Below are 26,196 nucleotides of genomic sequence, written 5' to 3'. Positions count from 1 at the left end.
ATTTTAAATTATACTATAACTTTTTATCTGATACTATCTATTCCTAATCCATATAAAATATTATCTGATATTACAACATTACTTCCAAGAACATAAACATTATTTAGAGATGGTTTTATTTCTGAAATAATATTTTTAACTGTTCCCTCAACTTGTCTTATATTAGATAATAATACGAAATTACCATTCTTAGCAGCTAATGCTGATGATGATAATGCATCTGGGAATGCTAATCCAGAAGCTATATAAATAGTATTTAGATCAATTTCTGATTTAAATTTATTAAATATAATTGAATTAGTTTCATATCTATTTAATCCACCTAATCTCTCAGGATTTTGGGTTTGAGATACTACTGAATTTGAAATTACTGTAGTTGAACCTACAACATAAGTCTTCTTTATATTATTATTATTTATAAAGTTTGCTGTTGCATTTGGAATAGAATCTGTTCTAGTTAATAAAATTGGCATTTGCTTACTAGCAGCTACTGATGCTATTGATAAGCCATCTGCAAAGCTTAATCCGTAAGCTAATGCTACTTCACCATTATTAACTCCTACTTCCTTTGCTATTAAAGCTGAAGTTTCGTATCTATCACTTCCACCAATTCTTCTAACACTAATTCCAAGAGCTGAAATTTGATCTTGAATAACTTGTGGAATTGCAGTTTGCCCACCTATTATTATTACATTTTTTACACCTTTATTAATTAAAGTTGATTTCAATTCTGGTTGAGAGTCTAAAGTAGTATTTCTAGATAATAAAATCGGTGCGTTATACTTTCCTGCTAAAGGCGTAGCTGTTAATGCATCTGGATAATCTACTCCTGATGCTAGAATAACAGTATCTGACGAAGACCAACCTTTATCAAATAAATTATATGATGTTTCATATCTAGTACTTCCATAAATTCTTTCAGCCACTAAAGAATCAAGATTTATATTTGCTTTTAGATAATCATTAGCTCCATTAGCTATTGCATTTATAATTTTATTTTGGTAATCTGAAGTCTTTAACTTACTAGCTTCATCTGGATTAGTAATAAATCCACATTCTATAAGTGAAGAAGGCATATTAGTATTTTTAATTACATAAAAAGCCTCGTTCTTTACACCTCTATTGTATCCATTAGTATTATTTATTAAGTTATTTTGTAATAAAGTTGCTAAAGACTTGTCAGCATTACCTTTATACCAATATGTTTCAATACCATAAGCTGATGAGCTTGTAAATGAATTTTGATGTATAGATATAAAAATATCAGGGTTAACTGCGTTTGCTCCTGATGCTATATCTTCAAGGGAAACAAACTTATCAGTATCTCTACTCATATAAACAACTATTCCCATGCTTTGAAGTTTATCTCTAACTCCTAAAGCAATTTTTAGATTTAATTCTTTTTCTACTAACCCATTTCCACTAGCTCCTGGATCTGAACCCCCATGACCTGGATCTAAATAAACCACATATTGACCTTTCCTAGCATTGTCAGCATTATAATTTGAAACTGACGATCTAGCATTCATTACAGTAGATGATACATAGACTTGTCTAACATGATATTTTCCATTTTCTTCACCAATTAAAAAAGTCGTTCCATATGATATTCCTTTTACTTTATCATTAGTTACTTCTACAACACTATTATCTCTACTTTTCCAGTTAATTGATAATTCATTTGATAAATCTGATAAAGAAATTTCTTGGCTTTCCTCTAATACAATTCCATCATCAAATATTATGTTGTCTTCACCATATTCGTTAATTATTTCTTTTAGCATCGCTTCTACTATTTCAGAATTACTTTGAGTATCAGCTTTTGCTATATAATCATAAGTTGGCAATACAAAATTAAAAACAGTTAAAAGCAACATAATTGCTATTAACTTCAAGCTTTTTTTACTTGATTTCAAACATTCCCCCACCTTTCTTTTATAAATGCCAATATAAATTATATACTAACATAAAACTATATTCAATTAACAGAAAAAAACTTAATAAATTTCTTTATTTACCAACTCTTTACTATTAATATCATTATATATTTGTGATAATTCTTTTATAATAACCTCTTTACTATATTTATTAATACAATCCTTCCTAATTCTATAACTATCATAGTTATTATAGTTTTTATACATATAATACATTTTTTCACCAAGTTCATCTATATTATCAACCTCTACTAATATCCCATTAAAATCATTAACTATATCATTAGCTCCCCCATTTCGTGTACTAATAACAGGTTTACCACTAGCTAAGGCTTCAATTAATACTACTCCAAAGGTTTCAAATCTACTTGCCAAAGCAAAAACATTGCAATTGCTCATTTCCTTCTTAACTTCCGATCGTGATAATGCTCCTTTAAATTTAACTTTATCTGATACTCCTAGCTCAACTGCTAGTTTTTCTAAATTAACTCTTTCTGGTCCATCACCAGCCACTATAAGCTCTACATTTTCATCATTAAAATATTTGCTAAAGGCTTTGATTAATATGTCTACCCCTTTGTTCTTTTTTAAATAACATAAGGATAAGAAGGTAAACTTATCACAAGTATTTTTAGTGTTAACCTTCTGTGATAAAAACTCATTACAATCTACCATATTAGGAATTATTATTATATCATCTTTATAATATTTTGAAACTATTCCCTTTAAATAGCTACTTACAGAAATAACCTTATCAGATTTTTTTAAAGTATATTTTATTAATTGACTTTCAATAAAATTCACCTTAAATCTTCCATAATATGAACTATGCTCAGTTATTACAAAGGGAACTTTTAATTTTTTAGCCATATAGGCTCCACCTATCCCTCCCCATATACATGAATGAAGATGAACAGTATCTATTTTCTCACTTTTAATTATTTCTCTATATATTTTCTTTAATCCTTGTCTAAATGCAATAGCAGTGCCTACATTCCCTGTTTTAGGAAACTTCCCTTGAATTATTCTATATGTTTTAACTCCATTATCATCAATTACTTCTACTCTTTCCTTCTTATTTATCTTGGAAAAAAGTCTTACTTCTACAAAAGCTACTATTACATTATTTCCACCTTCTTTTAAAGCATGTGCTTGTTCCCTAAAAAAACTTCCATTTGTAGGATTATCTTTTGTACTATACCAAGAAGGTATTATTAATATATTCAACTCTGAACCTCCTATTTTAAATATATTCTTTTATATTCTTTAGAAATTTTTTTCCACGAAAATAATTCACTATTTTTAATACATTTACTACTTATATTATCGTAATTATCTAATATATCTTTAATAGATCTTACCCCTTCTTCCACACTATTATAGATAATAGGATATCCTACTTCCCCATCATCAAAATATTTATCAAACCCTTGCCCTCTAGTATAAATAATAGGTACTCCTCTACTCATAGCTTCAGGATATACAAGCCCAAAGGTTTCATTCTTAGAAGGCATTATTAATATATCACTATTATCATAATATTTCTTAAGTTCATCTTTGCTAGATTTTTTTTCAAAGCTTACATAAGTTAGTTCACTATATTTCTCCTGTAAAGCTTTCTTTTCTTCTCCATCTCCAATTATCTTAATAAAGCTGTTAATACCTTCTTCTCTCAATTTTTTCGCTATTTCAATAGATGTAGAGACATTTTTATTTTTATCTATTCTACAAGCTTGAATTAAATGTATCTCTTCTTTGTTAACTAAACTTCTTCCATGAATTAATATATTATCGATCCAGAAATTGTCAATTCCGTTAGGGATAACCTCAGATTTATTTATTATTACTTCTTTATCACTTTCCTTAATAAAGTTATTAATCACAAATTCCCTATAACTCGGAGATATAAAAATTACTTTTTTAGCATTTTTCATTATTTCTATTCCAATTTTTCTTAAATGCTTTGCTTTCTTAAAATAACCATTTACATCCGTATTTCTAATAGCAACTATATATTCAATTCCATATTCTTTTTTAGCTTTATATGCTAAATATCCATTTTCAAAAAGAGAGTGAGAATGAATGATATTATATTTATCTATTTTAACTTTCTTTTTTAAATCCTCATATATATCATTATTTTTCTTATAAAATAAATATTGATTTAATACATTTATAACTTTTTCATATATTCTATCACCATTTTTATATACCCCAGAATAGAACTCATTTTTCTCTACATTCTCAGGAATATTTTTAGGTCTGCACGGAATATATATATCACTATCAATAGCAATGCTCTTTAATTCTTCAAATAGATTTTTATACAAATCATTTATAGCATAAAACGAACATATTTGTAGTACTTTCATTTGTTACTCCTTAATTAATTACTTACTTATTACAAATTCTACTACATAATTGAAAGATATAATAGCTTTATGATAAAATATATAATGAAAGGAAGTGTATTTATGTCAAGCATTGAAAATAATCAACACAATGAAAAAAGAAAAAAGAAAAAAAAGAAATCTATTGGATTTAAAATATTTATAGGTTTTTTATGTGTATTACTTGCACTAGCAGTAGTTGGTGGAGGATATTTCGTAGGACTTTTAAATAAAATGGATACTGTTGATATTGATAAAGATAACTTAGGAATTGTAGAAGATGAAATTAAGGAATATACTACAGCTGATAAAATAACAAATATAGCTTTATTCGGTGTAGATGCTACTGATGGTGAAACTGGTCGTTCAGATGCAATTATGATTGCAACATTAGACCCTATCCATAATAAACTTAAACTAACTTCTATAATGAGAGATTCTTATGTATACATAGATGGATATGGACAAGATAAAATAAACCACGCATATGCTTATGGTGGTCCTGAACTTTCAATAAAAACTATAAATGAAAACTTCGGTTTAAATATTCAAGATTTTGTAACAGTTAACTTCTCATCATTACCTAAAATAATTAATATACTTGGTGGTGTTGATATCGAGATTACAAATGAAGAATTAGAATATATTAATAGTTATATAGATGACATTAACCAAAAAGATGGAACAAATTCAGCACATATATATTCTTCTGGAGTTCAACACTTAGATGGAACTCAAGCCCTTGCTTATTCTAGAATAAGATATACTAGCGGTGGAGACTATGAAAGAACTCAAAGACAAAGAACAGTACTAGACGCTTTATTTAATAAGTTAACTTCTACTTCAGTATCTTCTTATAATTCTTTATTAAATGAAGTATTACCTTATGTTCAAACTAATTTAAATGCTACTGATATTCTTTCACTAGGTACTAAAGTTCTTGGTATAGGAAATAATTTAGAACAAGATAGATTCCCTAGAGATGGCTATGGAGAAGGTGCTATGATAAATGGAGTTTATTATTTAACCTTTGATTTAGAAACTGCTAAACAACAAATGAGAGATTATATATTTAATGATATAAAATAAAATTATAACAAAATATCCCGACATTTAATGTCGGGATATTTTATTGCCTTATAATAAATTATTTAAAATAATATGCATTTATAATATTACTTAATTTTCTAATTCTAAATATAAATTTATTTTTAAAAGTATACTAGATAAAAATTTCTCAAATCTCTAATATTGTCTACTTAATTTTTTATCATATTTTTTATATATTCTATAATATTTTGTTTATAAATAGTTCTATAGAGTATAAATATTGTTGCTAAATAAAGTATTCCTCCTATAGAAACTTGAACTATAGTAGTTATTATTTTAGCTCCCATATACATTCCAATAAATCTAACTACTATAAACATAATTATTGCTGATGGGAAAAATATAAACACTGATTTTAGCATTTCTTTTAAATTCAAAACTTTTCTTAAAATATACATTTGTGTTGCTGTAACTGTTATTTCTGCTAAAACTGTAGTTATGCAAGCTCCTACACTTCCCATAGACTTTAAGATTATAAGATTTAAACATAAATTAACTATAGCTCCAGCAGTAACTGATAAAGTAAACTCTTTTGTTTTATTTAATGGCACCAACAATTGGGTTCCAAATACATTTGACCAGCTTATTGCTAAAATTGTTATAGAGCTTATAATTACTAATGTTTCTATTCCTTCAAATTCCTTTCCAAAAAACCAAGGGGATAATTCCTTAGCTATTCCTAATAATCCAAAAGTTAGAGGAATAGAAATTAAATTCATAAAGAAAAAAGAATTTTTTATGTAATACTTAACCTTATCCATATCACCAGTTGCAACTGTATTAGCTATTTTAGGCATCATTACTGTACCAATAGCTGTTGCAACTGTAAGAGCTATATTAACTAATTTTTGAGAGTTTTCATAATAGCCTACTTGTATAGTATCTGTAAAAACTCCTAATAAAGTTTTACTTAATAAAATATAAACTTGGATTGCTATTTGTGGTATAAATAAAGCTATTGATTCTTTTATATGATATGATAGTCTTCCTAATTTAATATTTTTAAATCCTATTATGTTTGGTATATAGAACCAAAATGTTAAATTTCCTAGAAAATTCGCTAGTGCTAATATCATAGTATATTTAACTAAATCATCTATACTCTTTACAAATATAAATATACTTGCTAGTGATAGTAATTTCACTAGAGTATTTCTTACTACAGTTTTTTTAAACTGCTCAAGCCCCATTAATAACCACGAAATATCTATTAATGAAGCTAATAAATTTATACCTTGTACTAAATATAATGATCTATATAAATTATCACTAAATGTAAAAGCAAAAATTAAAAATAATACACTTGATATAGACATTGTTATTAATTGTACTAAGTATATAGAATAAAATGTATTCTTTAACTTTTCCTTATTATCTCTTACATATGCTATCTGTCTATTACCATATAAGGTTATACCAACCATACCAAATAAAATAAAATATTGAGTATTAGCATAAGTAAAGGCATAGTCACCTACACCTTTTGCTCCTAATACATTTGATACATATGGCACTGTTATTAAAGGTAAAATTAATACTAATATTTGATATGATAAATTATACAAAAAATTTTTTAAAATTTGCATTTTATTCTACCTTTCCAAACACTTCTTCAACTACATTTAAAGCCCTTTCAACTACGTTATGCATATCATAATACTTATATTCTGCCAATCTTCCACCAAAAATCACTTTGTCTTCTTTATCAGCTAATTCTTTATATTTATTATAAATTCCATTATTTCTATCATCATTAATTGGATAATAAGGCTCATCTCCTATTTTCCAATCTGCTGAATACTCTTTAGTTATCACTGTTTTTTCTTGAGTTCCATACTCAAAATGCTTATGTTCAATTATTCTTGTATAAGGTACTTCATATTCCGTATAATTAACAACTGCATTTCCTTGGAAGTTTTCTTCCTCTAACACTTCTGTTTCAAATCTCAAACTTCTATAATCTAAAGTTCCAAACTTATAATCATAGAACTCATCAATCATACCTGTAAATACAATTTTTTCTGCTATATTTTCAAAGTGTTCTCTTTCTTTAAAGAAATCAACATTCAATTCAACATCAATTCCTTCAAGCATCTTTTCTATTATTTTATTATATCCCCCTATTGGAATACCTTGATATTTATCATTAAAATAATTATTATCAAAAGTAAGCCTAACTGGTAATCTCTTAATTATAAATGCCGGTAATTCAGTAGCTTTCATACCCCATTGTTTTTCTGTATATCCCTTAATTAATTTTTCATATATATCTTTACCTACTAATTTTATAGCTTGTTCCTCTAAATTTTTAGGCTCATCTATATTAGCTTCCTTAACTTGTTCTTCTATCTTAGCTAAAGCTTCTTTTGGAGTTTTTACTTTCCACAATTGATAAAATGTATTCATGTTAAATGGTAAATTATATAATTCACCTTTATAATTAGCTACTGGAGAATTAGTATATCTATTAAATTCCACAAAACTATTTACATAATCCCATACTCTTTTATTACTTGTATGGAATATATGTGCTCCATATTTATGTACATTAATTCCTTCTATATTCTCACAATATATATTTCCACCTATATGATTTCTTTTATCTATAACTAAACATTTTTTTCCTCTTTTGTTAGCCTCTGATGCAAATATAGATCCAAATAATCCTGCTCCAACTATTAAATAATCATATTTTTTCATAAAGTAAATCCTTTCCTTTAATTTAAAGTTTTATTATATTATTTTTTATATAAAAGTTTAATTTCTTCGTCATACTAATCTTATATTATTTGTCGTTCACTCTCATCATATCTTGTATTAATACTTATTTTAGCAAAAAATACTAGTAAAAATGGATTATAAGCAATATCCAATAGCCTATGTGCTACTATAGAATTAATTGCTATTATCATAATAATAAATGCAATTGTAATTTCTCCTAAGTCTATTGTTTTTTTAATATATATTGTGAATAAAATGCAAAATATAATTAGTGCAATCATCCCGTATCTTAAAGCAACAAATAAATATGAAGAATCAATGAAGAAATATTCGGTTGGATTAACACTAGTACTTCCTCCATTTCCTACCATATCAACCCTTTGCCCGAATAATGTGAATCCATATTTATCTATACCTTTTTTTGCTAATTCTAATCTATTTGATAATAACTTATTTAAAAACAACATAATTTTATTTGAATTATTATAAATTATAGATATAATTATTGAAAAAGCAGTGCATATTATCATAGATGATGATAATATAACATTGAGAAATTTATTAATTTTTAGGTTTTCCTTTTTATTATACATTACCTTAAATAATGAATATATTGCTATTCCAAATATGCAAATCGAATCAACTCTTGCATCACAAAAATAAGATACTCCTATTCCTAAGAATACAAATATAATTACATCTCTAATTTTTAACTTTTCGCATTTAATATACAAATATGCTAAAGCAATAAAGAATACTCCTGCTGCAAAATCAGTAGGGTAAAGACTACCAAACGACTGCCTAATTTTTCCTTCTCTTATATATATTATATCTTCTATTAATCCAAGCTTTGCAGACAGCATTGCAATTAATAAAATACTTATTCTAACGGCTAAAAATATTTTAACTATATTTTTAAAATTTACATTATTTGCACCAATTATAAATAATACTAAAAATATTAAATCATTATATGAACTATTTATATAAGTAAGTCCAGCACACAAAGTTAATATACCCATTATTATAAAGTTTTTCTTTGAATATTCATTTAATAATAATATTTTTATCAAAAGTAGTCCTAAACAAATAAGAGTAATTGGTACCGTTACTATACGACCTAAATGTTCATTAAACATCGTAGTTGTTATAACCATTTTTGTTAAATATAAAAAATAAGCTATATAATAAATTAAATCTGATAACTCCATTTTAATTCTTGAATTAAAATTATCATAAATTTTTTCAATATAAGAATTTAACATATACCCCTCCCCAACATTCTATTTTAATTATATCTTCTTATAATACTTCTTTTAACGATTTTTTTATATAATAACCATCTTGCAATTTCTTTGATATGCTACTAATATTGTTAATCATATTTTGATAATCTTCTTCTTTTAACTTTGATATTTCATCATAAATATCTTCTAAGGAATCTACTGCTATACCGATTTTCTCCTTAACCACAAAATCTGCCATAGCTGCTTTCTTCCATATTATTATTGGTAAATTAGATACAATATACAATGATACTTTATGTGGGTTATTATATTTTAAATATTCACCTGTTATTCCAACACAATCATTTATTTCACTTCCATCCCATACTAGCCCAAAACTTCCTTCAAGATTTTCTGGTAATTTTTCTGGAGGAAATTGTCCAAAATATTTTAAATTATCATTCTTATATTCCTTATAATTAGGTCCATATAAATTAAACTTAACATTTGACCCAATTTTTCCTAAATCATATACATATCCTGACTTATCACTTGATAGATTTCCCGCTATCGCAATTTCATTAGTTAAATTTCTATTTTTCTTATTAATTTCATCTGTTTTATAGTCAAATATTCCCAATACAATTAATTTATTTTCATCAATTCCTTGATTTACTAGATATCTTTTCATACTTTCATTATGAACTATTATATAGTTATACTGAGTTAAATATTCTATTTCGGACTTCTTCCTTTTAGAATCAAATCTCAATGATTCTAAATCATGTATAACTGCAATTAATTTTGCATCCTTCACTTTTTTAGTCATCTTAATAAAAAAATTAACTATTTCTTTTGGACTCTCTAATGGATATTGAATTATAATATTACTTTTAGAATTAATTTTGTAAATAATTTTACTCCAGTCAGTTGTCATTTTACATAATATTTTAACTTTGTTAATTATTCCATTCGAATTAAAAAACTTTTCAACTCTTAATATTTCTGATACATTTTCTTTAAGAAAATAATCAATATCATTTCTAGCTTTTGACCCTGCATGATTATTATTACCATTATCTTCAGAAATCAAATAATTACTGTATTTCATATTGTTCTCCTTCTTTAATGCTTACACAATTACTTTTCATATATACCATTTATTGTATCTTCCCATTTGTTAATTATTGAATCAATATTAAATCTATATGATTGATTTCTAGCCTCAAAAGACATTTTCTTAAGTAGCTCTCTATCATTTATTAATAATAACAACTTTTCTGCTAGCATTTTATAATCACCATTTTCAACAAGATATCCTGAAATAGTATCTTCTATTATTTCACTTGGTCCTGTTTTACATTTAAAACTCACTATTGGCAATCCAAAAGATTGTGCTTCAATCATACACATTGGTAATCCTTCAAATCTAGATGATGATACATAAATTGATGATTTCTTGTAAAATTTCGGTACATCATTAGTGACACCAAGAAACTCTACATTTTTCAACTTCAAATCAGAAGCCTTTTTCTTTAGGCCTTCTTTCTCTTCACCATCACCAACAATAAGCAATTTAAAATCACATGATTTTTCTACTATCTCCCATGCATCTAATAGCATATCGTATCCCTTTTGATTTGATAATCTTCCAACTGTTATTACATTATTATTATTTAAATCACTAACTTCTGATCCTTCATATGGATTAGGGTTATAGATATACTCAATATCAGCTTTAATATTTCTATTATCTTCTTTATACAATGAAATATCTTCACTTGTTAATGTTATAATTTTGTTAGAATATCTACATGCTAATTTTCTTCCTAGTGGATTTAATCCTATCTTAGCTGAATAATTAAAATGTTCCCATGTAATATTCTTTATCTTTAAAAACAATTTTAAAGGTATTGAAATTAAACTTCTACTTGCAAATACATCAATAACTATATCCGTCTTATTTCTCTTATGATACCTATATGCATTTTTAAGTATATCTAAATATTTATTTTTACTACTAATATTATTTTCGCCCTTATAAATTATCTCTATTGGTATATCAGTATTTATTTCATAAAAAGATTCTGTTCCACAAACACTTAATATACTTACATCATATCCTCGCTTTTTTAACTCATTTGAAATTACTATTGATACTCGTTCACTTCCACCAGCATTAGATATATTATAAATAAAAAAACAAATTTTCATATTTATCTCCTAATTCTATTGATTTTATCTCTATAAATTATAAAATCTTATTAAAAACTTATAGAATTTTTAACTTTTTCTCTAACTTTAACCATTAATAATAAAACAAGAATTAGTTTATATTTAAAGCAAAAACAATACATTTTTTCAGATAATGGTAGTACTGAATAGTTAATTTTTTTACATGCATTTGCGTATAAATCTTCTTTCCTCAAGTTTAATAATTCTTTTTTTCTTTTTCCATATGACTTTAAAGTTATATCATAAAAGAAGTAATCTCTAAGATATTGTTGTGTTCCTGTAATTATTCTTGCATTAACTCCATCACAAAATATATTATCTTTATTATATTTATTGCTAAAATCTATCAATTCAGATAAATTTTTCTCAGTATCTATAATAATATTATCTTGTCTTCTATGAGATAAAGATTCAGATAAAACTCTATAATGATAACAGCAATCTGGTAAATAGCATATCTTTTTTGAATATTCGAAAATATATAAATTAAAAAGACCATCTTCATTTCTTGTTAATCCAGGAACAAAACTTATATTATTCTCTTTAATTAATTTACTACTATATAATTTGCACCATGGTGCTCCTAGTCCCCAGACATATGGTCTGTATTCTTTTATTCCCCTACAAAGAAACTTTCTTTGTAATATATGTATATCCTCTTTATTAAAAATCAAATCTTCACTTGACAAGGATTGATTATTATGCTCATTATTATTTTTATTAATATAACAATTACACATTATTACATCAAAATCATCATCTTTACTTTTTGCCAACATTTTTTCAAACATATCCGGATCTATCCAATCATCTGAATCTATGAATGAAATCCACTGACCACTTGAAACTTCCATTCCAACATTTCTTGCAACAGATACTCCCTCATTTTTTTTATCTATTACTTTTATTCTATTATCCTTCTTTGCATATTTTTCACATATTTTTAAGCTTCCATCTACAGAACCATCATTAACCAATATTATTTCCAAATTTGAATATTTTTGATTTATAATAGATTCAATACATTGTTCTAAATATTGCTCAGAATTATATATTGGAACTATCACACTTATTAAAACATTATCTTCTATCATATTTTACTTACACCTTTCAGTTTACTTAAATATGAGATTTTTAATATTCATTAAAAGTCTTAATACATTTATCATTTTAAACTTTAAACAAATAACAAATATCTTTTCTATGCTAGATAAGTATCTAAACTTTACATTTTTAATTGCATTTCTATATAAATCTTTGTTTAAAAGTTCTTTTAATTCCTTATTTACCTCTGTATATTTCTTAGTATTATCTTTATGAAAATAGTACATCTTACAATAAACATATATACTTTTTATAATTTTTACATCAGTAGCTATATAAAATTCATTGGATTTTTTATACTTTTTTATAAATTTTTGTAATTCATTAAATACTATTTCATAATAATTAACTATCTCTGGTGTAAATCTACTAAATCCTGAGAATTCACTTTTTCTATAATGATATAAATATCCCTCTTCATAATATAGAGTATTAGCCATTTGAAAAGTATATAAGTTAAAAATATTGTCCTCCATTCTAATAAGCTTAGGGTCAAATTTAAAATTATTTTTTATTAAAAATTCTCTTTTATAAATTTTAGCCCATGGTGATCCAATATCTGCAGTTGATAAATCATCACTATAAATTTTACTACATAAGTATTGAAGTAAAAATCTATCCTTTTCTTCTCCAATAGCCTCAATTTTATTATCCTTGAAAAATTTATTTTTTACTTCTCTCCTTGAATAATTTACACAACAATCGCACATCAATATATCAGCTTTTGTTTTTAAAGTCATGTTATAAAAATTTTGTATATAATCTTCATCTATCCAATCATCTGCATCTACAAAGGAAATCCACTCTCCAGTAGCATTATCTACTCCAGAATTTCTTGCTACTGATACTCCTTGATTTTTTTGATGAATTACTTTTATTCTACTATCAATATTTGAATATTCATCACATATTTCTCCACAATTATCAGGTGATTCATCATCTACTAATATAATTTCAATATCTTTAAAACTTTGATTTATTACACTCTCTATACATTTTCTTAAAAAATCTTCTGGTATTTTATAAATTGGTATTATAATACTTATAAATGGCTTTAACTCCATCCTCATCCTCCATATATATAAATTAATATTCTACTTTTATTAACGATTGACTAAAAACTTTTTTCAAACTTTTTCGAAGTAAATTTAGCTTGTAAAAATTTATATCCTTTATAGAACCAATTTATTTTTTCCATATGCATACATGATACTTCCGTATACTTTAATTGTTTTTTTTCAATCCAAACATCTAATAATAACTCACTTACCCTGCCAAATAGTCTTGCTTGAAATGCATCATATTTGTTTACATCTACTTTTTTTTCTAATTCTTCTAATATTGAAAATAACCAGTCACAATAATTATCAGCTAATTCTTTCTTCATTATAAACATATTAAACATATGTGCACTAGTACGATTCATAACTTTGTCAAAGTCCACAACATATTCAGGATATAACTTCTCAAGTATTATCCTAGTTTCATCTAAATGCTCTGAATAATGAGTATTTCCATAATGAGAATAAAGAGTTTCAATGTAATATTTTCTTTTTTTAGGAAGAATAACATCACACTCTTTTAATATCATTTCAATTTCATCTTGTGATAAAATTTTATCAAATTTATTTCCAATCAAATTTGATAAAAATCCCTTTCCAGAAAAATGACGTCTATAATGTACTAATCCAATATAATCACATTTTAAATTTTTTATTCCCCAATATAATCCTGTTAATTCACAATAATATGGGTTTTTTTCTGATATATTATCTCCAGTATTATCTCCAACATATCCAATATCACTTTTTCCTTCTCTTCCAACCTGAACCGGTAAGTAACATTTATCATTTGGCATTTTATAAGTCTTATGTGTGGCTACTAATATTTTTATATTCATATAATTCTCCTAAGTCAGCATTTAATTTTAAAATAACTCTTTATTAATCCCTTAAAAACAAATTTCTTGTATATACATTTTCCTCTCCCCCAAGAAATTTATATAAAAACATATTAGAGATTATATCATCAAATATTTCTACTACTGCTGTTTTAATTTTTACCTCACCTCTTTATAAAAATATTAACTTTTATTAATTACTATATACTAAGCAGCATTTTCATCTCCAAACAACACAAAGAAAGTCTTAAAAATAAGTTTTATATCTAACCAAAGACTTCTTTCATTTACATACTTAATATCAAGTTTCATCCAATTTTCAAAATCTATATTGTTTCTACCCATAACTTGCCAAAAGCAAGTAATACCTGGTTTAACTTCAAGGCGCTTTAACATCCAAGGCTCAAATTCCTTAACCTCATTTGGTAAGCTTGGTCTAGGTCCAACTAAACTCATATCACCTTTAAGCACATTAATTAATTGTGGCAATTCATCTATGCTTGTCTTTCTTATAAATTTACCAACTTTAGTTATTCTAGGATCATCCTTTATTTTAAACATTGGTCCAGACATTTCATTTTTTTCTTTTAATTTTTCCTTTATTTCTTCAGCATTTGCTACCATAGATCTAAACTTATACATTTTAAATTCTTTTCCATTTAACCCAACCCTTTTTTGGGCAAAAATAATAGGTCCCTTTGATTCTAACTTTATTAAAAATCCTACAATTATTAATATAGGACTTAATAGAATTAAGCCAAATAAAGCCCCTATAATATCTATCAATCTTTTTAATAGACTGTATATTAACCTATCTTCCTTTTCAACTGCTGAATTAATATTAACATTAATATTATCCATACAAATCCCCCTAATTTTAAACATAATATACTTAGTTACACCAAGTGTTTTATATCCTAATTTTAGCCTATAGTATTATATCATATAAATCTTATAATTTAAACTTTCTAAAAATTCAATAAACACTTGGTTGATTTATAAAAAAAACTATTTTTTTATAAATTAAAATTTAATTTTAATTTATAATACAGATTATGTTCATATATAAATAATATTGATTATTTTTGTCGATTATTGTATTATTTTTCAAATAATAAAAACACTTCTAATAATATTTATTATTACTAGAAGCATTCTATTTTTTACTATTTTAATGCAGATTTTAAAGAGTTTATTGCCGTTTTAGAAATTCCTCCGCCTGATTCAACTATAGAATTTGCATTTTTTAAACTTAAAATATTTTTTTGCATTGTAGTTAAATCATTATTACATAATACTACAGGACCATTATTTAATGCTGCAATTGGACCAGCTGTTAAAGCATCAACTAATACTAATCCTTTTGAAGCATAAACCTTATTTAGGTTTGAGCCATAAAATCTCTCTATTACCATTGCATTAGTATCATATCTATTTGCTCCACCTAATCTATTATTACTTATATCTAATGAAGTAATTGTATTAACTGAATTCAATAGATTATTACTTAAGACAGTTTGTCCACCTATTATATAAGCACTCTTAAGATTTTCACCTTTTAACCAACTATATATATCATCATTTAATTTATCAGCTCTTGATAATATTATTGGCATTCTATCTCTGCCAGCCACTGAAGCTATTGACATTGCATCTGCTTCACCAAGCCCGTTGCTTACAACTATATTTTCTACATCATAAAGATATGTGTCTATATATTTTGCAATTTGAAGTGATGTAGCATATCTATCACTTCCACCTAATCTTTCAATAGATGTAATTCCTAAATTTCTTAAAGCAGATTCTACATTACTATCAACTACTGTATTTCCACCTATTATAATTGCTTTTTTTGCATTTAATCTAGATATTTCACTTTTAGTTGTATCTGGTATTAAATTACTTCTTGTTAATAGAATTGGTGAATTTAAATATGTAGCTAACGGTGTAGCTGCTAATCCATCAGCAATAGCTAATCCATTAACTATTACAACTGTATCTGACTTATTAAATTGGCTTTGACTTAATTTCACTGCTGTTGCATACCTATCACTTCCAGCTAGTGTTACTATTGGAACAGTTAATGAACTTACCAGCTTGTCTCTTATACCACCTGTGTTGGATTTAATATTACTATAAGTATAGAATATACTTCCCCTTACATTTGGATACTGTCTATTAAGTTCTATTTGCTTATCAATTTCACTAGCAACTTCTGTCTTATATATTCCATGTCCTATATATAACTTTACATTTGTTCCATTTACCTCATTGGACCACCAAGGAATCAGCTTTGAATAATCTGCAGCCTTATTTCCAATTTCCCAATATACCTGAGGCGCAACATAATCAAGCCAATTATTTTTTATCCATGTTCTAGTATCAGCAAAAATATCATAATAGCTTTGAGCTCCATTTGTTTCTGAACCAGTAGAATCACTTGAACTATTCTTCCATATTCCTCTTGGGCTTATTCCAAATTCAATCTCACTATCTATACTCTTAATTTTATTATATACTGATTCCACTAATTGATTAACGCTATTTCTTCTAAAATCTCCAATGCTCATACCATTTCCATACTTAGAAAATGCATCTTCATCATTAACATTTGCACTTGGATAAAAATAATCATCAAAATGAATTCCATCTACATCATAATTATTTACAATTTCAGAAACTGTATCTATTATATGTTGTCTAACTTCTGGTAGCCCCGGATTATAATATAATGCCTTTCCATCAGTAATTACAGTTTGTGGATTCTTTCTAGCAAAATGATTTTCTGATAAAGAATTAACATCAGTGCCACTAGTTGTTATTCTATAAGGATTAAGCCATGCATGAACTTGTATTCCTCTTTTATGAGCTTCTTCTATTATAAAAGCTAATGGATCATATCCTGGATCTTGTCCTTGAGTTCCAGTTAAAACCTTTGACCAAGGATTTATACTTGATTTATATATTGCATCACCTTCAGGCCTAACTTGTACAATTACTGTATTTAATCCTAAGCTCTTTACATCTTCAAGAATATTAATAAACTCTTGTTTTTGTTCATCAGGATTATTTCTTGACCCAACACTTGGCCAATCTTTATTATATACTGTTGTTATCCAAACAGCCTTAATGTCTTCATTGGTTGCAGCTTCAACCTTTACTAAGTTTACACTTAAGACCATAAAACTTAGAATAAATAGCAATAAAACTTTTAAATTTTTCACTTATTTTCCTCCCCTTAATTATAGAAAAATTTCCTAATACACATATTATAAATCCTACATTATGTAAAATAAAGTATTTTCATCAATTTGTTATACCTTTAATTTCACTAACTAAATTTCTAGAAATACCACCCCCAACTTCAATAACATTTTTTATATTAATATGGGATAAAATAGATTTTTGACTTTCTGTTAAGTTATCATTACAAAGTATAATAACTCCATTGTTAGTAGATGCTATTGTTCCTGCTGCTAGAGCATCTACTAATGTCAATCCTTTAGATAAATATACTGTATGTAAATTATCTTCTATAAATTTATCTATTACTAAAGCGTTAGTCTCATATCTATTACTTCCACCTATCCTATTATTACTTATATCCATACTAGTTATTGAATTTACTTGATTTAAAACATTATTAGATAAGGCTGTTTCTCCTCCAATAATATATGCATTTTTTAAATTTTGATTTTTCAACCAATTATAAGAGGATTTCTCTAACTCTTTTGAATTAGATAATATTATAGGCATTTTTTCTCTTGCAGCTATCGATGCTATAGACATAGCATCAGCTTCTGTTAATCCATTACTCACAACTATATCTTCAATATTATAATAATTACTATCTATATACTTTGCAATTTCTAATGATGTTTCATATCTATTATTTCCTGCAAGTCTTTTTATATTTTTTATTCCAACTTTATTTAATTCACTATAAATCTTATTAGATAAAACTGCCTCTCCACCTACAATTATCACATTTTCTGCACCAATTCTTTTTATTTCATTAATAGTTTTTTCTGGAACACTATCTTTTCTTGATAATAATATTGGTGCATTTAAATAACTTGCAAGAGGTGTAATAGCTAACCCATCAGCCAAAGCTAGTCCATTTACCAATATTACTGAATTAGAACTTTCAAAACTATCTTCACTAAGTTTTACAGCAGTTTCATATCTATCCTTTCCAATTATACTTTTAAACTCAACATCTTCACTTTCCTTATGAAATGTAACTTTAAAACTTATTTCATCACCATTTGAACTGCCAACTTCTGATATCACTATCCCACTGTTTTCTCCACTGTCAAAAAATAAGCTATTAGAAACGAATTTTCCACTTAAATCTACACTACCAATGCTTGTCCTTCCAGACTCTTTAGATAAAAAAGCTGTCCTTGTATTACCTTGAGCATGATAACTATTAGTATCCCCTTCTCTAAAAACATAAATATGGTCTGGTGACCCATTTCTATTCCCTTCAAAAGGATTGACATTTTCATTTATTCTATAAACTATAAGACCTGATCCTGGCAAAGCACTATCCCAATTTCCTTCTTTTTTTCTAAACTCCACCATAAAATATTCAGTATCTGATAAAGGCGATTTAATTTTAAAAGCTAATGTATCATCCTTATTTGTGCTTTGTGAAGATTTGAGAATATAAACACCATCACTATTTATTTCTTGAATATTTAAGTTTAAATTACTATAAAAATTTCTTGTATAAACTAAAGGAAGTTGTCCGTATCCATCAGTATTGGCCATAACATCCCATTCACCTACTGGATTTCCTCTATAATAGTATCTATATAAATCTGGATAACTAAATCCATGTAAGAATTCATGAATTGCTATTTTTAAATTTCCTTTATTAAAAATGTTATTTTCAAAATTTCCTACATTAATTAAATTATATGTACCTAACTTTTTGCCGTTAATAGACGTATCACCTATAAATTTGGTTTCATGCGGCCATAACATATTATTACTTGTTGTTGCACCTGAACATAAAAATGTAACAATGTCTATTTCTCCATCATTATCTTGATCTAATTCATTTTCTGATAAATTTATTTCATTCTTTATTTCATCAAAGGCCCATTTAATAAATTCCGCTTCTTTTCTACTTCCAGCTACATACTTTTCATAATAATCTCTAGTTTCAGGTGCCTCTATTGAGAAATACTTATTATTTCTAACTGGATAAAAGCTACTTTTAACTTTAACTTGTCCATAAGTTAAATCACTAATATAAGAATTTAATGAAATAGATCCCTCATCTGCAACATTATCATAATTAATGTCTTCATACATATTATATGTATTGGATAATTTATAGAAATTATCCATATTCATAAACTCTTCTTCACCTTTAAATCTTATTACAATAACTATATTATTTATAGTTTTGCTAGCTCCATTAGACATTTGTATTAATGTTTTATCATCAACATTTTCTGCCAAGTTATCTTTTCCAAGGGCTACCCCATTATCCATCATGTAATTATAGATATTACCATTATTAAACTTATCATCTGCCATAGGTATTGATACAGGAATAATTAGTACTATTAGTAATATTATTGATGCTAGTTTTTTCATGATTATCCCCCTTTAATTAGCAACATATATTGGTGATTTTATCATTTGTTTACTCCAAAATCAATTTTCTATTTATATGATACTATTCTATCTTTTCAAAATTATAATATTATTGATATAATATATAAATAATATTTTACTTTTGGGGGTAATTAAATGAAAAAGCTTACACTGAAAACGAAAATTCTTGTTGCAGTTTTATCTGTAATCATTTTAATGCTTGCTATAGGTGGCTCCTATACATATTATCTTTCTAGTAAAGTAGAGAGAGTTAATATTGATAGAAATGATGTTGTTGATACTGGTAAAGAAACTCCAGAAGAAATTGCTGACGTTATAACAATAGCTCTATTTGGAAGTGATTTTTCAGAAATCTACGATGTTAGTGCTGCTGATGCAACTATGATTCTTGCAATCGATACTAAAAATAATAAAATTAAACTTTGCTCTTTAATGCGTGATATTTATTTAGACTTACCTGATGGTGGTAAAATGAACTTAAATTATACTATTTTAGATGGTGGTCCAAGTTCTATATTAAAGACCATAAATTATAATTTCAATTTAAAAATAGACAAGTTTGTTCAAGTGGATTTAGAAAGACTTCCAAAGATAATAGATGCTCTTGGTGGTATTGAAATGGAAATTACTCCAGATGAACTTCAATATATAAATGGATACATAGATAACATAGATAAAAATAATGGAACAACTACAGAACATATATATAACTCTGGCACACAACTTTTAAATGGTACTCAAGCTTCTGCTTATTGTAGAATTAGATATACAGCTGGAAGAGATTTTAGAAGAACTGAACGTCAAAGAGATGTTTTAAATGCTTTATTTGTTAAGTTTAAGGATATAAGTTTAACTGAAGTTCCTGGAATGATAAACAAAATTCTTCCTTTAGTTACTACTAATTTAACTAATAGTGAAATAATTTCTATATCAACTAAAGCCTTAGGAATGGGATTAAGTAATATAGAACAAGGAAGATTCCCTTCTGATGGAAATATTATTAGTGCAGGATTTACAGATATGTATCATACTAATATAGATATAGAAGGAACAACAGAAGAACTTCATAAATTCTTATTCTCAGTAGAGTAAAAAAAAGAAGTAAATATGTTATATTAATAGCTCCGTCGCAAACTCCAAGTCGCCCTAACACAACATATTTACTTCTAAAAACTCAAGGTAATAATTAATCTAAATATATTTCTGTTTTTTGATATCTTTCTTCATCTTTAGAAATAAAATACAAATCTATACTATCTACATTTTCTAAATCAGAATTCATTATTGAAAACTCTATATAATCTTGATTTTCACTTTTACTAATCTTACAATCTAATATTCTATTATCTATATTTGCATAAGCATATAACAAATCTTTGCTTTCAATCGGAATTGAAAAATTAGTAATATTAGTAATATTAGTATCTGATTTCTCTAAAGGCGTATTTTCAATCTCAACAAAGCTATCTTCTAATAAATCTATATAACTATCTATATTCTTATTTGAAATCTTACTACTCATCATATCTCTTGGAAAATAATAATCTGAATGAGTGTACTCTGTTGATTCAAATAAAATTAAGTCAGGATTAAATAAATTTATATAGTATTCATAATCTATTACATTTCTATAATTATGAATTTTAATTACTTCTGAAAAGTTTTCTGTTAAGAATTTTTCCTTTCCATTAAAATAACTTCCTGCAAATATAAGTAATCTAGGTCCATCTTCATTATTTTCATTTTTGTAATTAGTAAAGTATCTAAAATTACTATCTCTATATACTTCGCTTTCTAAATCATTTATTTCTATAGAATTATTATTAATTAAATTGTAATGAGTTGTTTCTTCATTTATATAGAAATATGAAGTTGGTAATGTTTCATTTATAAAGCTAACTTTTTCAAAATTATTTATATCTAAACTTCCTACTCTATTATCCAATTCATTTAATCTATCTAGCATAGCAGAAATTCCAATACTCGCACCAGTTTCATTCCAATGGCCAGCATCATATTTTTGATCAAAAACTTGTATATCTTTTTTTGCATTTATTAATATTTCAGAGTTATCTAAATAATTAACACTCTTCTCCTCTAATAATGATATAAAATAACTTAGATTCTCGTTATTATAATTATATCCCTTTGGAAGATATTCCTCATATACTGTAGCTTTACTTGGTTCAAATGTATATAAGAACCCTATCCCCCTACTTTCACAATAATCCTGAAAATCTTTGATAAAACTTGAATAAATTTCTTGAAATTCCTGGTCAAAATTATTTTCAGATACCTTGAAAAATACATATCCATCCTCTCCGTATTGATAACTTGGGTGAACCATTTCATCAAAAAGTACGTCCATAGACCTATTATATATACTGACCATACTATTTCTTAATCCAATTCTATCATCTATAAAACTTTGTATTCCATCAGTTAAATCATCACTAGTAAATATATCTTCTATATTCATAAGCTTTCTATTATCTATTTCTGATACAACATCTTTTTTTAAATTAAACGTTACTATAGGTACTAAAATAATGAAAATGAATATTATCATTTTTAAAATATTAATTTTTTTCACAGTCTTAACCTCCTTTAAAATTGGAAGTAAATAAATGGACTATAAGTTGAATTAACAACAAAAATTATTGCAACAATAAATAATAATGATATAAATATTGTAGATAACAATTCAAAAGTCTTATTTCCACTATACTTCTTAAGTTTATTGGAAATAAAAGGTGTTGAGCCTAATGCTGAAATAATTATCCAAACCACAATTTTTTTATTGATAAAGTATGGATATTCAAATGTTAAAGTTCCTACATTAGTCATACCAAACATAGTCCTAATATATCCTACTGCTTGTTCCAAACTATCTGCCCTAAATAGTACCCATCCTAAAATAACAATTAGCATAGTAACAATATACTTAATAGCAGTTGGAATTTTAATATACCACTCTCGTTTATTTATAGCTCTTTCAATAAGGATAAATAATCCATGCCATAATCCCCATAATACAAATGTCCACGCTGCTCCATGCCAAATACCTGTAACTAAAAATACAACAAATAAATTGAAGTATACATTTCCTCTTCTATTACCTCCAAGTGGTATATAAAGATATTCTTTAAACCAAGTTGATAAGGAAATATGCCATCTTCTCCAAAACTCAGTTATAGATTTTGATATATATGGATAATTAAAATTCTCCATAAATTTAAACCCAAACATGTATCCTAATCCTATAGCCATATCTGAATACCCTGAAAAATCATAATATATTTGGAATGTATAGCAAATTGCACCTATCCATGCTGTTGGTGTATCTATTCCGCTATAATATAAATTAAATATATTATCTGCCATAATACCTAATATATCTGCAATCATAACTTTCTTAGCTAGTCCTATAACAAATCTATTTATTCCATAACTAAAATCCTCTACAGCCTCTCTTCTATTTCTAATTTGATCATCTACTGTCTTATATTTTACAATAGGACCTGCCACTAATTGTGGAAAGAAAGATATATATAGTGCTACAGCAAAAGGATTTTTGTTAACCTTACCATCTTTTCTATAAATATCTATAATATAGGACATTCCCTGAAAAGTAAAAAACGAAATACCTATAGGTAAAACTATATATTTTAACTTAAAATTAGTATTAAATACTAAGTTAGTGTTTTCTATAAAGAAATCATAATATTTATAATAGAAAAGTAAAGCTAAGTTAATCAATACTCCCATAGATAAAAATATTTTTTTTAATTTAATGTTATCCCTTACTTTATCTATTAATAATCCAAAAATATAGTTAATCATAATAGATAATATCAATATCTTTAAATAATCTACTCCACCCCAGGCGTAGAAAAAAAGACTTGCTATTAATAAAACATAATTTTTTATTTTTTTACCTAAAACATAATATGTAAATAAAACTATTGGTAAAAAAATAAAAATAAAAATAGTCGAACTAAATACCATAAATTTATCCCTTTCCAATTTATAATACTATCAATTTTACAACTAAACATATTCTAAATATTATATATTTTAAAGCTTAAAATACTCTTAAATTTAATAATTATAAATAATATTTATTTGTTGATACCTTTCTTCATCATTTGAAATAAAATATAAGTCAAAGCTATCTATATTTTCTAATTCTGAAGTTATTATTGAAAATTCAACATATAAATTATCTTCAACTATATTAATTTTGCAGTCTAATATTCTATTATTAATATCCACATATGCACAAAGTAAATCATCACTTTCAATTGGTACTACAAAATTTGTTATATTACTTCCTGACTTTTGAATATTTTTATTATCAACATAAACAAAATTATTTTCAATTAAATTATTATAGCTATTAATTGATTTTATATATGTTTTTTCTTCCATATCCTTAATTGGATAGTGATAGCCAGTATTAGTATATTCAGTTGATTCAAACAAAACTATATCTGGATTATAAATGTTTATATAATATTCGTAGTCTATTACATTTCTGTAGTTATGTATTTTCATTACTTCTGAAAAATTACCCGTGATAAATTTTTCTTTATTATTAAAGTAGCTTCCTGCAAAAATTAATAATCTAGGGCCTTCAGTATTTGTTAAGTTTTTATAATGGGTGAAATATCTAAAGTTTTCATGTCTTATTATTTCATCCTCATAATCTTCAATATATTCTATGTTATATTCTTTCAAATTGTAATTAGTAGTTTCTTCATTAATTACAAAGTTAGATGCTACTAATGTTTCATTTACGTATTCTTCTGGCTCAAAGTTTGTAATATCAAATTGCCCTACTCTATTATCTAATTCATTTAGCCTATCTATAATAGCTGTAAAGCCAACTATAGCCCCTGTTTCATTCCAATGGCCAGCATCATATTCTTTATTATATAGTAAGATATCTTTATATTCTGGATCTTCCTTGGCATTTAATAAAGTATCTACGTTGCTTAAATAATTAATATCTTTTTCTTCTAAAAGCTCTATAAAATAATCTAAATTTTCAGTACTTCTATTATATCCTTCTGGTAAATACTCTGGATAAATAGTTGACTTATTTGGCTCCAATGTATATAAGAATTTAATCGCTCTTTCATTACAATAGGTTTGAAAATCTTTTATAAAACTTGAGAAAACTTCCTGAAATTTCAAATTTACAGCCGTTTCTGGTAACTTAAGATAAATATGTCCTTCCTTACCATATTCATAACTTGGATGAACTAATTCATCAAAAAGCATGTCCATTCCATTTGTGTATAAGGATACCATACTTGTTCTAAATCCAATTCTATCATTCAAATAAGTAGAAGCATTATTAAATATAGATCTACTATCATTAGAATTTGTAAAAATATCTTCGAAATTCATTAACATCCTATTATCAATTTCTGAAACTTGATTACTTTTCAAATCTATATTAAATATTGGTATTATAATAATGCTTAAGAATATAACTATTCTCAAATAATAAGCATTTCTAATATTTCTTTTCAAAACACCACCTCACTTAAGAAATTAATATTTTGTAAAGTTTTAAGCTATTCCCCTAATCAAATGCGCATTTATTGATTATATTATATTATTTGAATATACAATATATACATCAGGGTTTATATCAGCAACTTATAAGCTAATTTCTCAATAGTACTCCTAAATACTCTAATTTTCTTAATATATCATTAATATTTTCTTATTTTTTTCTTAATTTTATTTTAAATTACACTATATCTATAGTTTTAAAATTAAATATTATTATGTTTTATCATTATTTTTTGTCAAAAAAGCTGTGTACAACTTTAATTGTACACAGCTTTACAGACTGCTGACAAAGTGTCAGCAGTCTTTAATTTTATACAAATATGTAATATAATTTAAAATATATTAATTTATTA

The 26,196-nt window shown here is 25.8% G+C and carries 19 protein-coding genes; 2 read left to right on the top strand and 17 right to left on the bottom strand.

All coding sequences use genetic code 11. From position 1 onward, the window contains the following. Positions 1–23: 23 nt before the first annotated feature. The 3 genes from ACQPVP_RS04865 to ACQPVP_RS04855 form a co-directional block, all read right to left on the bottom strand. Entirely contained in the window at positions 24–1,916 is a 1,893-nt protein-coding gene (locus tag ACQPVP_RS04865; RefSeq protein WP_430847805.1) for a cell wall-binding repeat-containing protein, read from the bottom strand. A gap of 81 nt (positions 1,917–1,997) precedes the next feature. Further along, positions 1,998–3,164 (bottom strand): glycosyltransferase, encoded by a 1,167-nt coding sequence (locus tag ACQPVP_RS04860; RefSeq protein WP_430847803.1) that lies wholly within the window; start codon positions 3,162–3,164, stop codon positions 1,998–2,000. 11 nt (positions 3,165–3,175) lie between these two features. Beyond that, positions 3,176–4,309: a glycosyltransferase family 4 protein gene (locus ACQPVP_RS04855; protein ID WP_430847801.1), complete on the bottom strand. Its 1,134-nt coding sequence runs from the start codon at positions 4,307–4,309 to the stop codon at positions 3,176–3,178. A gap of 102 nt (positions 4,310–4,411) precedes the next feature. Here ACQPVP_RS04855 and ACQPVP_RS04850 point away from each other — a divergent pair, with 102 nt between their 5' ends. Then, entirely contained in the window at positions 4,412–5,416 is a 1,005-nt protein-coding gene (locus tag ACQPVP_RS04850) for an LCP family protein (RefSeq protein WP_430847799.1), read from the top strand. Between the two features lie 170 nt (positions 5,417–5,586). Here the strand turns inward: ACQPVP_RS04850 and ACQPVP_RS04845 are convergent, their stop codons facing one another. From ACQPVP_RS04845 to ACQPVP_RS04795, 11 genes are all read right to left on the bottom strand, one after another. Further along, positions 5,587–7,023, bottom strand: coding sequence for an oligosaccharide flippase family protein (locus tag ACQPVP_RS04845; RefSeq protein WP_430847797.1), 1,437 nt, complete (start codon positions 7,021–7,023; stop codon positions 5,587–5,589). Position 7,024: 1 nt separating this feature from the next. Further along, entirely contained in the window at positions 7,025–8,137 is a 1,113-nt protein-coding gene (gene glf / locus ACQPVP_RS04840; protein WP_430847795.1) for a UDP-galactopyranose mutase, read from the bottom strand. Positions 8,138–8,217: 80 nt separating this feature from the next. Next, complete coding sequence (locus ACQPVP_RS04835; RefSeq protein ID WP_430847793.1) at positions 8,218–9,423, bottom strand: hypothetical protein; 1,206 nt, start codon at positions 9,421–9,423, stop codon at positions 8,218–8,220. 37 nt (positions 9,424–9,460) lie between these two features. Further along, positions 9,461–10,495, bottom strand: coding sequence for a hypothetical protein (locus ACQPVP_RS04830; RefSeq protein ID WP_430847791.1), 1,035 nt, complete (start codon positions 10,493–10,495; stop codon positions 9,461–9,463). Between the two features lie 29 nt (positions 10,496–10,524). After that, positions 10,525–11,598 (bottom strand): glycosyltransferase family 4 protein, encoded by a 1,074-nt coding sequence (locus tag ACQPVP_RS04825; protein ID WP_430847789.1) that lies wholly within the window; start codon positions 11,596–11,598, stop codon positions 10,525–10,527. A gap of 50 nt (positions 11,599–11,648) precedes the next feature. Next, a complete protein-coding gene (locus ACQPVP_RS04820) occupies positions 11,649–12,713 on the bottom strand; it encodes a glycosyltransferase (RefSeq protein ID WP_430847787.1) in 1,065 nt (354 codons plus the stop codon). Between the two features lie 21 nt (positions 12,714–12,734). After that, positions 12,735–13,787: a glycosyltransferase family 2 protein gene (locus tag ACQPVP_RS04815; protein WP_430847785.1), complete on the bottom strand. Its 1,053-nt coding sequence runs from the start codon at positions 13,785–13,787 to the stop codon at positions 12,735–12,737. A 50-nt stretch (positions 13,788–13,837) separates the two neighbouring features. Further along, positions 13,838–14,623, bottom strand: a complete 786-nt coding sequence (locus ACQPVP_RS04810; protein ID WP_430847783.1) for a DUF4422 domain-containing protein — start codon at positions 14,621–14,623, stop codon at positions 13,838–13,840. Between the two features lie 207 nt (positions 14,624–14,830). Beyond that, entirely contained in the window at positions 14,831–15,484 is a 654-nt protein-coding gene (locus ACQPVP_RS04805; protein WP_430847781.1) for a sugar transferase, read from the bottom strand. A gap of 305 nt (positions 15,485–15,789) precedes the next feature. Continuing rightward, positions 15,790–17,847: a family 10 glycosylhydrolase gene (locus ACQPVP_RS04800; protein WP_430847779.1), complete on the bottom strand. Its 2,058-nt coding sequence runs from the start codon at positions 17,845–17,847 to the stop codon at positions 15,790–15,792. 82 nt (positions 17,848–17,929) lie between these two features. Beyond that, complete coding sequence (locus ACQPVP_RS04795) at positions 17,930–20,236, bottom strand: cell wall-binding repeat-containing protein (RefSeq protein WP_430847777.1); 2,307 nt, start codon at positions 20,234–20,236, stop codon at positions 17,930–17,932. 156 nt (positions 20,237–20,392) lie between these two features. On the opposite strand from ACQPVP_RS04795, the gene ACQPVP_RS04790 reads away from it, so the two are divergent. Next, positions 20,393–21,349 (top strand): LCP family protein, encoded by a 957-nt coding sequence (locus tag ACQPVP_RS04790; protein WP_430847775.1) that lies wholly within the window; start codon positions 20,393–20,395, stop codon positions 21,347–21,349. A 94-nt stretch (positions 21,350–21,443) separates the two neighbouring features. Here ACQPVP_RS04790 and ACQPVP_RS04785 read toward each other — a convergent pair whose 3' ends face one another. From ACQPVP_RS04785 to ACQPVP_RS04775, 3 genes are all read right to left on the bottom strand, one after another. Next, a complete protein-coding gene (locus ACQPVP_RS04785; RefSeq protein WP_430847773.1) occupies positions 21,444–22,850 on the bottom strand; it encodes an alginate O-acetyltransferase AlgX-related protein in 1,407 nt (468 codons plus the stop codon). Positions 22,851–22,864: 14 nt separating this feature from the next. Next, the gene (locus ACQPVP_RS04780) at positions 22,865–24,265 is read right to left on the bottom strand and encodes an MBOAT family O-acyltransferase (RefSeq protein ID WP_430847771.1); all 1,401 of its coding nucleotides are present in this window, start codon (positions 24,263–24,265) and stop codon (positions 22,865–22,867) included. Between the two features lie 93 nt (positions 24,266–24,358). Beyond that, positions 24,359–25,798 carry an alginate O-acetyltransferase gene (locus ACQPVP_RS04775; protein WP_430847769.1) on the bottom strand — a complete coding sequence of 480 codons (1,440 nt, stop codon included), beginning with the start codon at positions 25,796–25,798 and terminating at the stop codon, positions 24,359–24,361. Between the last annotated feature and the right edge of the window lie 398 nt (positions 25,799–26,196).

This window comes from Clostridium nigeriense (assembly GCF_050585265.1).
Taxonomy (GTDB): Bacteria; Bacillota; Clostridia; order Clostridiales; family Clostridiaceae; genus Clostridium; species Clostridium nigeriense_B.
The sequence above is the reverse complement of the archived record's forward strand: the minus strand, read 5'-3'. Positions and strand labels throughout refer to the sequence as shown.

Excerpts from the sequence above, each read along its gene's own strand:
- ACQPVP_RS04855 (WP_430847801.1), bottom strand. The coding sequence starts at position 4,309 with ATGAAAGTACTACAAATATGTTCGTTTTATGCTATAAATGATTTGTAT.
- ACQPVP_RS04850 (WP_430847799.1), top strand. The coding sequence starts at position 4,412 with ATGTCAAGCATTGAAAATAATCAACACAATGAAAAAAGAAAAAAGAAA.
- ACQPVP_RS04845 (WP_430847797.1), bottom strand. The coding sequence starts at position 7,023 with ATGCAAATTTTAAAAAATTTTTTGTATAATTTATCATATCAAATATTA.
- glf (WP_430847795.1), bottom strand. The coding sequence starts at position 8,137 with ATGAAAAAATATGATTATTTAATAGTTGGAGCAGGATTATTTGGATCT.
- ACQPVP_RS04835 (WP_430847793.1), bottom strand. The coding sequence starts at position 9,423 with ATGTTAAATTCTTATATTGAAAAAATTTATGATAATTTTAATTCAAGA.
- ACQPVP_RS04830 (WP_430847791.1), bottom strand. The coding sequence starts at position 10,495 with ATGAAATACAGTAATTATTTGATTTCTGAAGATAATGGTAATAATAAT.
- ACQPVP_RS04825 (WP_430847789.1), bottom strand. The coding sequence starts at position 11,598 with ATGAAAATTTGTTTTTTTATTTATAATATATCTAATGCTGGTGGAAGT.
- ACQPVP_RS04820 (WP_430847787.1), bottom strand. The coding sequence starts at position 12,713 with ATGATAGAAGATAATGTTTTAATAAGTGTGATAGTTCCAATATATAAT.
- ACQPVP_RS04815 (WP_430847785.1), bottom strand. The coding sequence starts at position 13,787 with ATGGAGTTAAAGCCATTTATAAGTATTATAATACCAATTTATAAAATA.
- ACQPVP_RS04810 (WP_430847783.1), bottom strand. The coding sequence starts at position 14,623 with ATGAATATAAAAATATTAGTAGCCACACATAAGACTTATAAAATGCCA.
- ACQPVP_RS04805 (WP_430847781.1), bottom strand. The coding sequence starts at position 15,484 with ATGGATAATATTAATGTTAATATTAATTCAGCAGTTGAAAAGGAAGAT.
- ACQPVP_RS04795 (WP_430847777.1), bottom strand. The coding sequence starts at position 20,236 with ATGAAAAAACTAGCATCAATAATATTACTAATAGTACTAATTATTCCT.
- ACQPVP_RS04790 (WP_430847775.1), top strand. The coding sequence starts at position 20,393 with ATGAAAAAGCTTACACTGAAAACGAAAATTCTTGTTGCAGTTTTATCT.
- ACQPVP_RS04780 (WP_430847771.1), bottom strand. The coding sequence starts at position 24,265 with ATGGTATTTAGTTCGACTATTTTTATTTTTATTTTTTTACCAATAGTT.